A 14909-nucleotide genomic window follows, 5' to 3' on the forward strand; every position below is an offset into this window, starting at 1 on the left:
GATTATTCTCCATAAAATGCACGAGTCAATACCTTTTCGTCATCGCTAACATTAAAGCGTGTGTCGTCCATGTCGGCATAATTGAGATACAGCTGATTTTCATCCATCACCTTGATTAAAATGACTTTACGCTCATCTAGGCTTATTTGCTTGTCATCGGCATCTTTTTTATATTGCTTTTGAAAATCGTCTTTATCAAACCAAAATTTAAAAAAGGCGTTTTTTGCCATGTCATTATAGACGGTGTCCAGCTCGCCCATAGTTTGAGCTTGCAGGATTTTATCGATAAAATATTGATTGTATTTTTTGAGTTCAAGATAGACAAATGACCCACCGCCTTGCCAGTTTACCACCTTAGAAATACCGCCTTGCTCACCATCTAAGACTTTTTGTAAGCGTACTTTGGTGATATCCTCAATATAGTCCATCTGCTCAATACCAATCCAGCGCCGTCCCATTTTATGAGCCACCGTACAGGTAGTGCCAGAACCTGCAAAAAAATCTAAAACAATATCGCTTGGATTGGTTACAGCTTTAATAAAGAATGAAACAACACTTTCAGGTTTTGAATTAGAAAAGGTCAGCCCTAATTTTTTTAGGTGTGATGTAGCATCTTCATTTGTACCAACGCCGATTGCTTTTGACAAATAAATTTCATCAATATATTTTTCAGGCGCCATCGAATTAGATTCCATTCTCTGAAAGCGAATGGAGAACTTATGGGACTTTATTAAAAAATAAGTTCCTTTTTTAATCTCTTCATAAACAGTTTCTTGCGACCATACAAACTCTCCTATTAAAGTAACTTCCTGTGCATTAATACCATTTATGATATCAAAGTCATTTACAATCTCTACTCTATCAGGTTTACCTTTGCTTATTTTTCCATCTGCTAATTTGAATTTAATGGAACCTGCTGGAAAAGTCAGTGGTTTATAATTATTACCAGTATGCAGTAAAGGGGCATCTCCATTTTCAGTATCTTTCCCAATATAAGATATAGATTTGTTTATTTTCTTTTCAAAAGCAATAATATATTCAACTGATGAGCGTGATTTTTTGGATAGGCTATCTGGATTGTCTGTATTTTTCCATATATATGTTTCTACAAAGTTTTCACCTTCAAAAATTTCATTCATTAGAATCTTTAAATAAGCATTACCGTCTTCATTGATGTGAATTAGGATAATGCCATTTTTGGATAACAATTCTTTTGCAATTTCAAGGCGGTTTTTCATAAAAACCAACCAAGATGACAATTTAAAATTTGAATTATAATTAAAAGTATCGTGCGGTTTCTTTTCTTTAAAATAATACGGTGGGTCTATATAGATAAGTTTGATTTTTCCCGCTAGGCGTTCTTTGAGTGAGTGTAGGGCAAGCAGATTGTTGCCTTTGATGAGTAGGTTTTGTTGTAGGTCACCATTTTTATCAAAAAATGCTTGATTGTCTAAAAAATCAGGTGATAATGGTTGGTTGGTTGGTTGGTTGGTTGGTTGGTTGGTTGGTTGGTTGGTTGGTTGGTTGGTTGGTTGGTTGGTTGGTTGGTGAAAAATATTGATAATTTGTCAATACTTTTGGCTCAAAAAGTACATCAATGTCTTGTCTGTCCACCTCTAAATGCAAAAAGCGTTCGTTGCGTGCGGTGTCTTCTTTACTCATGCCTGCTTCTAGCACAGTATCTTTGAATGGGAAGCTGAGCACCACGTCATCGTTATGCATCAAAAATCCTGTACGCGCATCGTTGGTGGTGAACAGTCCGATTTTGTTGCTGTGGCGGGTGTAATTACCTTTGGTGAGTGAATTGTCTGACATAGGTTATTCCTGAATGGTTAAAAATAAGGACGCCTGACACGTCCTTATTTAATGGTAGGTGGTTATAGTTTGTGCTTTAAATCATCTAGCAAAGATGCCAATGCTTTATCGGTGCCATCAACGTCATTGGCGCCGCCTTGGGCAAAGTCAGGCTTGCCACCGCCTTTACCATCAAGGTCTTGGCAAAGCTGTTTGATGATATCGCCTGCCTTAACTTTGGCGGTCAAGTCTTTACCAACACTTGCTGTCAGGGCGACTTTGCCATCTGAGACACTGGCTAATACGGCAATGCCATCGTGTAGTTTTGATTTGATATCATCTGCCAGTGAACGCAGCGATTTGGCATCCAATCCTTGAAGCTTGGCAACCAAAACTTGAGTATCATTAATGGCGATAACTTTATCCATCAATGATTTGGCTTCTAGGCTTGCCAGTTTTTGATTGAGCTGCTCAAGCTGTTTTTCCAAATCGCGCTGTTTATCACTTAAGCTTGTGATACGCGGCAGTATCTCATCTCGCTTAGCTTTTAGGTTACCTGCCAGAGTGCTTAGTGTGCGTTCGCCATTTTGGATATATCGAAGTGCGCCCATGCCTGTCAAGGCTTCGATACGGCGAACACCAGCGGCGATACCGCCTTCTGAGACGATCTTAAACAGACCGATATCGCCAGTTCTGTGGACATGTAGACCACCACATAGCTCAATAGAAAACGCAGAGCGGTCCTGATTTTCGCCCATGGTCAGTACGCGCACAGTGTCGCCGTATTTTTCACCAAACAAAGCCATGGCGCCTTTTTGTATGGCTGAATCGATGTCCATATGCTCAATGCTAACTTCGGTGTTCTTTTGAATTTGCTCATTGACCAAGCGTTCAACTAAGATCAAATCATCAGCGCTGATTGAGCCATCATAAGAAAAATCAAAACGCAACACTTCACTGGACACCAAAGAGCCTTTTTGGGCGACGCCATCGCCTAATACGGTGCGCAGTGCTGCATGTAGTAGGTGGGTGGCAGAGTGGTTCTTGGCAGAGGCGCGGCGTACATCGTCAATTACTTGTGCAGCGGCATCTTGGTGATTGGAAATTTGACCCATTTTCACAGTGCCATGATGAATGACGGCATTGCCTGATTTTTTGGTATCTTCGACAGCAAAGACGCCCGATGCTGTGCTGATTTCGCCTGTTTCACCAACCTGTCCGCCGCCTTCGGCATAAAACGGTGTGGCAGACAGCACGATAACGCCTTGATCGCCTTCGCTGAGTTGATCAACTTCTTTACCTTCTTGATACAAGCCGACAATGGTGGTTTGTGCTGCCAGTGACTCATAACCCAAAAACTCAGTTGGGGCATCAACTTTAATCGCAGCAGTGTAATCAATGTCAAATTTACCTGCATCGCGGGCGCGTTCACGCTGAGCTTGCATATGGATCTCAAATCCATGCTCATCAATGCTAATCTCTCGCTCACGAGCAATATCGGCAGTCAAATCGGTTGGGAAACCGTAAGTATCGTAAAGCTTAAATACTGTCTCACCGTCCAACGTCTCACCGGCGCCAAGCTTGTCAAGCTCAGCTGAAATCAGGCGCAGACCTTGTGCCAGTGTCTTGGCAAATTGTTCTTCTTCTTTTTTGATGGCGCTTTGGATTTCGTTTAGTTTTTCGTTCAGCTGTGGATAAGCTTCACCCATCTCGGCAGCCAATGCAGGCACCATGTGATAGAAAAAGGCACCATCAGCACCCAGCTTATTACCATGACGGACGGCACGGCGAATGATACGGCGTAGTACATAGCCGCGACCTTCATTACTTGGGCGGACACCATCTGCAATCAAGAATGAAACCGCACGAATGTGATCAGCGATGACTCTGAGCGACGCTTGACCGTCATTACTGATGCCCAAAATCTCAGCAGCTGCGTTCATTAAATTGACAAAAATGCCCAATTCATAGTTGCTATGCAGGTTACCGGTGATGGCGCTGATGCGCTCAAGACCCATGCCTGTATCCACTGATGGCTTTGGCAGTGGCTCCATTGTCCCATCTTTTTGGCGATTAAACTGCATAAAAACGCAGTTCCAAACCTCGATATAGCGGTCGCCATCTTCTTCGGGCGTGCCTGGCAGTCCGCCCCAGATGTGCTCACCATGATCATAAAAAATCTCTGTACAAGGACCGCAAGGACCTGTATCGCCCATCATCCAAAAGTTATCAGACTGATACGCGCCGCCTTTATTGTCACCGATGCGGATGATGCGCTCAGGCTCAAGTCCGATGTCTTTGCGCCAGATGTCATAGGCTTCATCATCAGTGTGATAAACGGTGACGTATAGTCGGTCTTTGGGTAAGCCCAGCCATTCATCCGAAGTCAAAAACTCCCAAGCATAAGCGATGGCACTCGCCTTAAAATAATCCCCAAAAGAAAAATTGCCCAACATCTCAAAAAATGTATGATGGCGCGCGGTGTAACCCACATTGTCTAAGTCATTGTGTTTACCGCCGGCACGCACGCATTTTTGAGATGATACCGCTCGGACATAGTCCCTTTTTTCAAGACCCAAAAAGGTGTCTTTAAACTGGTTCATGCCTGCGTTAGTGAATAACAGTGTCGGATCGTCATGGGGAATTAGGCTAGATGAATGCACATGGGTGTGCTGTTTTGAGACAAAAAAGTCAATGAATGCTTTACGAACTTCATTTAACTGCATGGTTTTCATATAAAAAATCCTTGACCAAAGGCGGCGGGTGTTTTGTATTTATGGGCTAAATTGATAGGGCAACCAAGTGGGCTTAGATAGACAAAAATACTTGTCAAAAATTACTCGTCATAGTCGCCGCAAACGATTAATTTTAGCATAAATGATGGTAAATGTAAGTGATTTATGCAGGCTTGGTGCAATTTTTGTACATAAAACCAAGCGTCATAAAAATTTCATAGAAATTTTTGAAAAATCGCTTAACATTTGTGCAAAAAAAGTGTATAAATATAGTATTCCACAATAACTATGGGGTTTTGATATGAATATGCCATTATTTAGTGTAATTTTTACAATTGCGTTTACGGTGATTATCGGTGTATTGATGATTATTGCGTTTGTGACTGGTTTTGATAAAGGTGTGCATATCATTGGTGCGGCAGTGGTTGGTGCGGTCGTAAGCCTGCCTGTGGCTTTGGTCGTCACCAAAAGAGTAAGTCAGCTGACAGGCGGTCCCAATAAGGCGCCAAAAGCCTAACCAATTACTTCTTTGGCAGCAGTTAGCGCGCCAATGTTATTAAAAGCCAGCTAAAAAATCACCGCTGAATTGATCAGCGGTGATTTTTTAATGATTGTTTATTTTAAATAATCTTTCAGATTTTTGGCTTGAGCGTCAGCATTGCCGATGTAGGTGGCAGGACTAAGATCACGCAGGCGCGCTTTGTCGTTGGCAGGCACTGCGTTTAGCTCATCGCCATCAACAAAATCTACCATCATCTGGCGTGTCATGGCTTGACCACGAGTTAACGCTTTGAGTTTTTCGTAAGGTTTTTCAACATTATAGCGGCGCATGACAGTTTGGATAGGCTCTGCCAATACTTCTTGAGCATTGTCCAAATCTTCAGCCAAGCGCTCAGCGTTAAGCTCAAGCTTGCCAATGCCTTTTAAACAAGCATCAAAAGCAATTAAGCTTTGGGCAAAGCCTACGCCCATATTGCGTAGAACGGTTGAGTCAGTCAAGTCACGCTGCCAACGACTGATCGGTAATTTTTCTCCAAGATGCGCAAGCACGGCATTGGCGATACCTAAGTTGCCTTCAGAATTTTCAAAATCAATCGGATTGACTTTGTGCGGCATGGTGGATGAGCCCACTTCGCCTTCTTTGAGTTTTTGTTTGAAATATCCCAACGAGATATAGCCCCAAACATCGCGGTTAAAGTCGATTAAAATGGTATTAAAACGGCGCAGCGCATCGAACAGCTCTGCCATATAGTCATGCGGCTCAATCTGTGTAGTGTATGGGTTGAAGGTCAAGCCTAAGCTTTCGACAAAGTCTTGAGAATGCTTTGCCCAGTCAATCTCAGGATAAGCTGACAGATGAGCATTGTAATTACCTACCGCGCCATTGATTTTACCCAATAATTCGACCGCTTGGAATTGCTTGATTTGGCGGTGTAGGCGATAGGCGACGTTTGCCATTTCTTTGCCGAGCGTGGTTGGGCTTGCGGTTTGTCCATGTGTGCGAGATAGCATGGGCTGAGCGGCATGGGTATCGGCAAGTTTGGCAATCTCATCAATGATCTGCTGCATGGATGAGACCAGCGTATCACGACCTGATTTTAGCATCAGGGCGTGTGACAGATTATTAATATCTTCAGAGGTACACGCAAAATGGATGAATTCGCCAGCATTTGCCAACTCGTCGATGTCAGCGATTTGCTCTTTTAAAAAATACTCTACTGCTTTAACATCGTGATTGGTGGTGCGCTCAATTTCTTTGATGCGCAGGGCGTCTTGTTCGCTAAAATTGGCAACAATGGCATCTAAGCGCGCGTTAGTTTGGTCTGAAAAAGCTGGCAGCTCACCAATCTGTGGGTGGCGAGACAATGCCTGTAACCAGCGCACCTCAACAGTGACGCGCGCATGAATCAAGCCAAATTCTGACAAAAAAGGACGCAGTGCATCACACTTTGAAGCATAACGACCATCAAGCGGTGACAGGGCGGTAAGAGCAGATAAGGTCATGTACAATCCTTAAAGTGATTAATAAAAGGTTTGAGTCATTATAACAAAAGTTGATACAGTTTTGGCGGTTTATGACCCAAAAGTAGCGATGTTACACAAATTTTATGGAATTGTTCGAGAGTTTGACTTGGCTGATAAGGTGAATGTATGATGCATAAAATCAAAGGAGATGTATCATGAAACTTGAATATCATTTGACAGTTAAAGAGCTTAACCGATATTTTACTTATAAATTTGATTGGATGGTTATGCTGATAATCGTCTGTGTGTTTGTTGTGGGTTTCCAGTCGGTCAATCAAGGAATGGGATTTCCTTGGATTGGGATGGCTGTATTTGTTACGACCATTGTATTGGTGTATGCGCTAATCGTCGGCTTGTTGTCGTTTTGGTGCAAGCCTGCGGTGATTGAAATCACCAATATAGGCATCCGTGAAACCATGAATGGAAAGACCAAACAGTGGGCGTGGCATAAGGTGGGTGATTTTGCACTTGATGAGCGGTATTTGACCATTAAACTTGGTGCATCCACTGCCATCATTCCGATTGAGCAAGTTGGCGTGACAGCAGCGATGGATTTTTATCACAGTATTTATCAGCAAAAACGCTTGTAATGAATGGTCTGTGAAGCTGCCAAATTATTTTGACATTTTGGCAATATCTTCCAATTCCAGTAAAGGTATGAAAACTGTTTTTGATAGCTCTTTATGCAAGAACTGCATTTCATCCAAAGTTAAAGTTAAGGTGGTGTTGTCTTGCAAGCTCTGTGCTAATTTTTCAATTAAAGCTTCTCGTGGGGCATTAATTTTTGTGCTTATTTTTTGCAGGTTTTGATTAAATTTATCGTTCATAAACGCTCCAATAATGACTTATCCAATTTTTGCATTGCACCAGTCAATCACACCACCACCAAGACAGACTTCACCATCATAAAACACGACAGATTGCCCCAAAGTAACGGCACGTTGCGGCTCATCAAAGACGACTTTGACTTTATCACCATTTTGAAAAATGGTGCAAGTTTGATCAGGCTGACGGTAGCGAGTTTTGGCGGTGCATTTTAGACCCTGACCAAAAATCTCAGGCGGCGCACCTGTCACCCAGTCAAGCTTATAGGCGGTCAGCTCGGTGCTCTGTAGCCAAGGATGGTCATGACCTTGACCGACAATCAAGCGATTATTCACCAAATCTTTGTATAGCACAAACCAAGGCTCTTCAGGACGACCCGACACACCACCAATGCCAATACCGCCGCGCTGACCGATGGTGTAGTACATGAGGCCATCATGTGCGCCGATCCGCACACCGTCATCGGTGTAGATATCACCTTTTTTGGCAGGCAGATAAGTTTGTAAAAAGTCTTTAAACTTACGCTCACCGATAAAGCAAATGCCTGTTGAGTCTTTTTTCTTGGCGGTTGCCAAATCATATTTTTCGGCGATGGCGCGCACTTCGGGTTTTTCAAGCTCGCCGACAGGAAATAGCGTGCGTGCGATCTTATCCCCTGATACAGCGTGCAAAAAATAGCTTTGATCTTTATTGTTATCCAATCCACGCATGAGCTTAGCGACACCCTCGGTGGCGTGACTTCTGCGAGTATAGTGACCTGTGGCAATAAAATCTGCCCCCAAGGTGATGGCATAATCCAAAAACGCTTTGAATTTGACTTCTTTGTTGCACAAAATATCAGGATTTGGGGTGCGACCTGCGCCATATTCTGCCAAAAAATGCTCAAAAACCCGATCCCAATACTCCATCGAAAAGTTAGCGGTGTGTAGCACAATGCCAATCTTATCCGCCACCGCCTGCGCATCCGCCAAATCGGTCATGGCAGTACAGTACTCTGTGCCGTCGTCTTCTTCCCAGTTTTTCATAAATAAGCCTTCAACATCAAAGCCTGCTTGCTTTAATAATACGGCAGAAACCGAAGAATCGACACCGCCAGACATACCGACGATGACTTTGATGTCTTTTGGGGATTTATTTAGGCTGGGCGCGACATCGAGTAGCGTAAATGGGGTAGTTGTCATAGATGATAAAATACTGAAATAAAATGGGTGACGCCAAAAATAAACTGGCTAAAATGATCAAAATTGGCAAATTTGACTGCCAAAGCTTTGCATTATTATAGCATTTATTTGTGCTATAATTGGTGAATTTCAATGTTAAATCAAAGGTTTTTATGCTAAGAATTGGTCAAGGGTTGGATGTACACGCATTTACAGACGGTGATTTTGTGACGCTTGGTGGCATACAGATTGCGCACACGCACGGCATCAAGGCGCACTCTGATGGCGATGTGCTTTTACATGCCTTATCAGATGCGCTGCTTGGAGCGTTGGCGCTTGGGGATATCGGACAGCATTTTCCTGATACCGATGATGCGTATAAAGGTGCGGACAGTAAAGTGCTGCTTCAGCATGTGTATGAGCTGGTCAAATCAAAAGGGTATGAGCTGATCAATGCTGATATGACGGTGATTTGTGAATTGCCAAAACTATCACCGCATAATCTTGCCATGCGCGAATGCATCGCAGGCGTTTTGGATGTTTCTGTGGACTGTATCAGCATCAAAGCCACGACTAATGAGAAAATGGGTTATTTGGGGCGCGGTGAGGGGATTTTTGCCAGCAGTGTGGTGCTTTTACAAAAAGTGAGGTTTGATGATGAATAAAAATACGGCACTTGTTTTAATAGATTTGCAGCTTGGTTTTGATGAGGCGAGCCGTTGGGGCGGCAATCGTAATAATCCTGACTGCGAAAAGGTGTGTTATCAGCTTTTAAAGCAGTGGCGCGACTATGATCTGCCGATTTTTCATATCCGCCATAATTCCACCAATCCCGACTCTGCGTTACATCCCAGCCATCAAGGTAATCAATTCAAAGCATTGACTGCGCCATTAGCCCATGAAATTGTCATTGAAAAAACGGTTAATTCTGCATTTATTGGCACCAATTTTCATCAATTATTAACCGATAATAACATCTCCCAACTGGTGCTGGTAGGGCTGACAACCAATCACTGCGTCTCTACTACGGCACGAATGGCGGGCAATTTAGGGTTTGAGGTAGTGGTGGTCGAAGATGCAACGGCGACTTTTGATAGGGTGGGTTTTGATGGCAGGCAGTATGACAGCCAGACAGTGCATCAGATTAGCCTTGCCAATTTACATGGTGAATTTGCCACCGTCATGAACAGCCAACTGATTTTGAGTGATAAATTTTGGCAAAATCTTGAAAATAGCGTATAATCAGACAACCGCTTATCAAACCATTTGGAGAAATTATGACTCAGATCAATCCAGAAATTAAAACACTGATCGAAAATCAAATCAAAGATCATGCCGTTTTGTTATACATGAAGGGTACGCCGCAGTTTCCACAGTGTGGCTTTTCGGCGCGCGCGGTGGAAGTGCTAACACAAATTGGTCGCCCATTTGCATTTGTGAATATTTTGGAAAATCCTGAAATTCGCTCAACTTTGCCACTGATCGCAAATTGGCCAACTTTCCCACAGCTTTGGGTGAATGGCGAGCTGATCGGCGGTAGCGACATCATTTTACAGATGTATCAAGCTGGCGAGCTTAAGCCACTGATCGAAGAGCACAGCCCAGAAGTCTGATGACTGAAGCATGCTAATGAACGACCGCTGAGGAAATTGGCGGTCGTTTTTTAAATTAGATTGAATTGTTGACTGGTATTATCTACAATGACAAGCACACTTTTTTAAGATCAATCAACTAAAGCGAAGGAGTGCGTATGACCAAAACTTATCTATTGACCGTATTGGCAATCTCTATGGCGATCTCGGGATGCCAAGCCATCGGTGGTAATCAGGCAAAGACTGATGATCAGCCTACTGGCATCATAGGCGCTGATGCGCATGCCCCTGAGCGTGCAACAGGACTGACCGAACAAAGACAGGTGATCGCCAGTGATTTTATGGTGGCGTCAGCCAATCCACTGGCAACGCAAGCAGGCTATCATATCTTAAAGCAAGGCGGCAGTGCTGCAGATGCGATGGTAGCAGTGCAGACCACGCTAAGCTTGGTGGAGCCACAATCGTCAGGCTTGGGCGGCGGTGCATTTGTGCTGTATTGGGATAATAGCGCCAAAACGTTGACCACCTTTGATGGGCGTGAGACGGCACCGATGCGCGTGACGCCAGAGCTGTTCTTGGATAAAGAAGGTCAGCCATTGAAATTTATGGAAGCGGTGGTGGGCGGTCGCTCGGTTGGGACGCCTGCCATTCCTAAGCTGATGGAGACAGTGCATCAGCGCTACGGCGTATTGCCTTGGCAAGCGCTATTTGACACACCGATCAATTTGGCAAAGCAAGGCTTTGAGGTATCGCCAAGGCTTGCCATTTCAGTTGAGCAAAATCAGCAATATTTGTCCCGCTATCCAGAAACCGCTACTTATTTTTTGCCAAATGGTATGCCGCTAAAAGCAGGCAGTTTACTAAAAAATCCAGATTTTGCTGACAGTGTTCAGGCATTGGCAACCCAAGGTGCAAAAGCTCTACACACGGGCAAATACGCCCAAAATATCGTGTCGGCTGTCCAAAACGCTAAGGATAATCCAGGTCAATTATCCTTACAAGATTTGTCTGATTATCAAGTGGTAGAGCGTCCGCCCGTTTGTGTGACTTATCGTGTTTATGAAGTATGCGGCATGGGTGCGCCGAGCTCAGGCGGGATTACGGTGGGTCAGATTTTGGGTATTTTAAATGAATTTTCACCCAATCAGGTGGGATATGACGCCGAAGGCTTGCGCCGCTTGGGTGATGCCTCTAGGCTTGCCTTTGCAGATCGTGATGTCTATTTGGGCGATCCTGATTTTGTCCCTGTACCGACTCACCAGCTGATTTCCAAAGATTACCTAAAACAGCGTAGCCAGCTGCTTGAGCAGTCGGATAAAGCGCTGCCCAGCGTATCTGCAGGTGATTTTATTCGTGAATGGGTATCTGCAAAAGCGATTGAGCTGCCTTCCACCAGTCATATTTCAATTGTGGATAAGGCGGGGAATGTGCTGTCTATGACGACTTCTATTGAAAATGCGTTTGGTTCAACCTTGATGGCAAATGGTTATCTGCTCAATAATGAGCTGACGGACTTTAGTTTTGAGCCGACACAGCAGGGCAGACAGGTTGCCAATCGTGTTGAGCCTGGTAAGCGACCACGCTCTTCAATGGCACCAACCATTGTATTCAAAGAAGGCAAACCTTATATGGCGATTGGATCTCCAGGTGGCAGTCGAATCATCGGCTATGTCGCTAAGACCATCGTGGCGCATAGTGACTGGAATATGCCCATCCAAGATGCCATCAGTGCACCCAATTTATTAAACCGCTTTGGTAGCTATGAGCTAGAAGCAGGCACAGCTGCCACCGAGTGGCAACAAGCCTTAACTGAGCTAGGCTATAAGACTGATGTGCGTGAGCTCAACTCAGGCGTTCAAGCCATCGTTATTGAGCCAAGCAGACTGGTGGGTGGCGCTGATCCACGCCGAGAAGGTCGAGTGATGGGTGATTAGGGACTAGGCTTGTATTTTGTGAATTTGACCTCATTAAGTAACTAATCAAACATGGGGAAAATTATGACAAATCAAACAAAAGTACAAGCCATCAAGCAAGTTTCTGAGCAGATTTTGACAATTTGTGAGACGCCCAACACTGCACTGCAAGCCATCCATCTGATATTACAACATGGCGGCGCAGGTGAGTTGTCTTGGCAAGTGGTGTATAATCGCGTGATGGCTGATCAAGATGTGATCGGTGCCAGTTATTTGGTTGATTTTGCACAGACTGCCGAAAACTTACCCTTTGATGTGCTGCCTTTGATCAGTCTTGTGTTAGAAAAGGGGGATGACGCACTCAAAGCTGCCATGCTAAACAAACTGCCTGATGACGCCAAAGAAAACTTGCGCATCATGGGCTATATGTCTTAGTTTTTAAAATATCTTTTTGGTCAAAAACCATTCATAAAAAATCACTCATCGGTTGCCTGATGAGTGATTTTTTATGTTATTTATGTCGGCGTGGGGGCAAACCTGTATGCTGGCTAAGCACTTGCCCCTTTTTGGGCTGCCCAGACGGTTTATTGGTGTGATGAGCCTGAGGCTTTTGAGTGCGTCTTTTGACGCTATCGCCTTGCTGAGATGAGTTTTTCTTACGCGCCGACGTATAATTGCCGCCAGTACCTGCTGGCTGATAAGTCGGGATGAGATGGCGTTTGGAATTACCGATCAAATCACTGCGTCCCATGTCTTTTAAGGCTTGGCGAAGTAGCTCCCAATTATTGGGATCGTGATAGCGCAAAAATGCCTTATGTAGGCGGCGGCGCTTTTCACCTTTGACAATATCAACATCTTCGCTGTGACGCGCCACCTTAGATAACGGATTTTTCTCGCTATAATACATCGCTGTGGCTGTCGCCATGGGCGATGGATAAAAGGTTTGTACTTGATCCGCTCGAAAGCCGTTTTTCTTCAGCCAAATTGCCAAATTCATCATATCATAGTCACTGGTGCCAGGATGGGCTGCGATAAAATAGGGGATCAAATACTGCTCTTTGCCCGCTTCACGGCTGTAGCGCTCAAACATCTGCTTAAAGCGATCATAAGTGCCAATGCCAGGCTTCATCATTTTGGATAAAGGTGCAGCTTCGGTGTGTTCAGGGGCGATCTTCAAATAGCCGCCAACATGATGCGTTACCAGTTCCTTGACGTATTCAGGACTTAAGACTGCCAAATCGTAGCGCAGACCTGAGCTGATGAGAATTTTTTTGACGCCTGGGAGTTGGCGTGCCTTGCGATACAGCTGAGTGAGCGGCGCATGGTCGGTGTGCAGATTTTGGCAGACACCAGGGAAGACACAAGATGGCTTGCGGCAATTACGCTCAATCTCAGGATCCTTACAGTGCAGGCGATACATATTGGCGGTCGGACCGCCAAGATCAGAGATGATGCCTGTAAAATTGGGCGCAGTATCACGGATAGTTTCAATTTCTCTTAAGATGGATTCTTCGGAGCGATTTTGGATAATGCGTCCTTCGTGCTCGGTGATTGAGCAAAATGTACAGCCGCCAAAGCAGCCGCGCATGATATTCACCGAAAACTTAATCATATCAAAAGCAGGAAAGCGCGCGTCACCGTAGCTTGGATGAGGCAGGCGCGCGTAAGGCAGATCAAAAACTGCGTCTAGCTCTTCGGTGGATAATGGCAGTGCAGGTGGATTTAGCCAAACATCGCGATCGCCGTGACGCTGTACAAGCGCTCGGGCGTTACCAGGATTGGTCTCAAGATGCAAAATACGGTTGGCATGCGCATAAAGAACGCGATCGTTGGCAACTTCTTCAAACGATGGCATACGAATCACTGAAAGCTCGCGTGGCGGCAGCTTATGCTTGATGGCTTTGGAGGATTGTAATTGAACCACCTGTGTGTCATCAGGCAGGTCATCGCCTGCTTTGACGATGATATTTTTGACAATGTCTTTATTAAAATTGGTGTACTGAGAGGATTTTTGTTTTTCGATGTCACAATCGGCGACATCTTCGGTCATCACATAAGGATTGATGATAGGATCGACGCGACCGATGGTATCGACATCATTGCTGGCAATTTCTATAAAATTTGCTTTTAGATGGCGATTGGATTTATTCAAAATAAACGCTGTGCCTCGCACATCGACGATGTTCTTGATGGATTCGCCCCGTGCTAAGCGATGTATGATTTCGATCAAAGCGCGCTCACCGTTGCCATACACCAAAAGATCAGGCTTAGCATCCATCAGCACCGAGCGGCGCACTTTGTCTGACCAATAGTCATAATGCGCAATCCGTCTTAGACTGCCCTCAATACCGCCAAGAATGATCGGTACATCTGAATAAGCCTCGCGGCAACGCTGACAATACACCGTTGCTGCGCGATCAGGTCGCTTATTAGGCTCATTATTTGGCGAATACGCATCATCGGAGCGGATTTTACGATCGGCGGTATAGCGGTTGATCATCGAATCCATATTGCCCGCTGTGACCCCAAAGGCAATGTTAGGCTTACCAAGCACTCGAAAAGCGTCTGGTGATGTCCAGTCTGGCTGAGCGATAATGCCGACGCGAAAGCCTTGGGCTTCAAGGGTGCGTCCAATCACGCCTGAACAAAACGATGGATGATCAATATAAGCATCACCGCACACCAAAATAAAATCACAGCTGTCCCAGCCGAGCATGTCCATTTCTTCTCGGCTCATCGGTAAAAATGGCGCAGGTTCAAAGCAAGACGCCCAATATTTGTCATAATCTAAAATATTCTTGGCGGTTTGACGGTGTTTGTAGGCGGTGGACATGACTAACCCAAAATTTTGACTTGAAAATTTCT

Annotated in this window: 14 protein-coding genes; 7 read left to right on the forward strand and 7 right to left on the reverse strand. The window is 44.7% G+C overall.

The features are described from left to right. Positions 1 to 2: 2 nt before the first annotated feature. The 3 genes from U0021_RS08010 to alaS all read right to left on the reverse strand — a co-directional run bounded on the left by U0021_RS08010 (position 3) and on the right by alaS (position 4529). On the reverse strand, positions 3 to 1565 hold the full coding sequence (locus tag U0021_RS08010) for a DNA methyltransferase (protein WP_327037562.1): 1563 nt from the start codon (positions 1563 to 1565) through the stop codon (positions 3 to 5). After that, a complete protein-coding gene (locus U0021_RS08015) occupies positions 1459 to 1815 on the reverse strand; it encodes a PT domain-containing protein (protein WP_327037448.1) in 357 nt (118 codons plus the stop codon). The genes U0021_RS08010 and U0021_RS08015 overlap by 107 nt, the downstream gene beginning before the upstream one ends. Positions 1816 to 1877: 62 nt before the next feature. After that, positions 1878 to 4529, reverse strand: coding sequence for an alanine--tRNA ligase (gene alaS, locus U0021_RS08020; RefSeq protein ID WP_114800120.1), 2652 nt, complete (start codon positions 4527 to 4529; stop codon positions 1878 to 1880). Between the two features lie 301 nt (positions 4530 to 4830). Between alaS and U0021_RS08025 the strand changes: the two genes are divergently transcribed. Continuing rightward, positions 4831 to 5046 (forward strand): hypothetical protein, encoded by a 216-nt coding sequence (locus U0021_RS08025; RefSeq protein ID WP_078255169.1) that lies wholly within the window; start codon positions 4831 to 4833, stop codon positions 5044 to 5046. 98 nt (positions 5047 to 5144) lie between these two features. Here the strand turns inward: U0021_RS08025 and purB are convergent, their stop codons facing one another. Beyond that, positions 5145 to 6533 carry an adenylosuccinate lyase gene (purB, locus tag U0021_RS08030; protein WP_114800121.1) on the reverse strand — a complete coding sequence of 463 codons (1389 nt, stop codon included), beginning with the start codon at positions 6531 to 6533 and terminating at the stop codon, positions 5145 to 5147. Between the two features lie 176 nt (positions 6534 to 6709). On the opposite strand from purB, the gene U0021_RS08035 reads away from it, so the two are divergent. Then, positions 6710 to 7144 (forward strand): hypothetical protein, encoded by a 435-nt coding sequence (locus U0021_RS08035; protein ID WP_114800122.1) that lies wholly within the window; start codon positions 6710 to 6712, stop codon positions 7142 to 7144. A 24-nt stretch (positions 7145 to 7168) separates the two neighbouring features. On the opposite strand, the gene U0021_RS08040 is transcribed toward U0021_RS08035, so the two are convergent. Both U0021_RS08040 and mnmA read right to left on the reverse strand, forming a co-directional pair. Next, positions 7169 to 7381 carry a hypothetical protein gene (locus U0021_RS08040; RefSeq protein ID WP_114800123.1) on the reverse strand — a complete coding sequence of 71 codons (213 nt, stop codon included), beginning with the start codon at positions 7379 to 7381 and terminating at the stop codon, positions 7169 to 7171. Positions 7382 to 7399: 18 nt separating this feature from the next. Continuing rightward, positions 7400 to 8560, reverse strand: coding sequence for a tRNA 2-thiouridine(34) synthase MnmA (mnmA, locus tag U0021_RS08045; RefSeq protein WP_114800124.1), 1161 nt, complete (start codon positions 8558 to 8560; stop codon positions 7400 to 7402). Between the two features lie 152 nt (positions 8561 to 8712). On the opposite strand from mnmA, the gene ispF reads away from it, so the two are divergent. The 5 genes from ispF (at position 8713) to U0021_RS08070 (ending at position 12479) form a co-directional block, all read left to right on the forward strand. Further along, a complete protein-coding gene (gene ispF / locus U0021_RS08050) occupies positions 8713 to 9204 on the forward strand; it encodes a 2-C-methyl-D-erythritol 2,4-cyclodiphosphate synthase (RefSeq protein WP_114800125.1) in 492 nt (163 codons plus the stop codon). Next, positions 9197 to 9781 carry a cysteine hydrolase family protein gene (locus U0021_RS08055; protein ID WP_264756294.1) on the forward strand — a complete coding sequence of 195 codons (585 nt, stop codon included), beginning with the start codon at positions 9197 to 9199 and terminating at the stop codon, positions 9779 to 9781. The genes ispF and U0021_RS08055 overlap by 8 nt, the downstream gene beginning before the upstream one ends. A gap of 35 nt (positions 9782 to 9816) precedes the next feature. After that, positions 9817 to 10152, forward strand: a complete 336-nt coding sequence (gene grxD, locus U0021_RS08060) for a Grx4 family monothiol glutaredoxin (protein ID WP_049236267.1) — start codon at positions 9817 to 9819, stop codon at positions 10150 to 10152. A 137-nt stretch (positions 10153 to 10289) separates the two neighbouring features. After that, entirely contained in the window at positions 10290 to 12065 is a 1776-nt protein-coding gene (ggt, locus tag U0021_RS08065) for a gamma-glutamyltransferase (RefSeq protein ID WP_114800127.1), read from the forward strand. 63 nt (positions 12066 to 12128) lie between these two features. Continuing rightward, positions 12129 to 12479, forward strand: coding sequence for a hypothetical protein (locus tag U0021_RS08070; RefSeq protein ID WP_162816796.1), 351 nt, complete (start codon positions 12129 to 12131; stop codon positions 12477 to 12479). Between the two features lie 76 nt (positions 12480 to 12555). Here the strand turns inward: U0021_RS08070 and U0021_RS08075 are convergent, their stop codons facing one another. Then, positions 12556 to 14877, reverse strand: coding sequence for a YgiQ family radical SAM protein (locus tag U0021_RS08075; RefSeq protein ID WP_114800128.1), 2322 nt, complete (start codon positions 14875 to 14877; stop codon positions 12556 to 12558). Between the last annotated feature and the right edge of the window lie 32 nt (positions 14878 to 14909).

Source organism: Moraxella canis (genome assembly GCF_034424565.1).
Lineage (GTDB): Bacteria > Pseudomonadota > Gammaproteobacteria > Pseudomonadales > Moraxellaceae > Moraxella > Moraxella canis.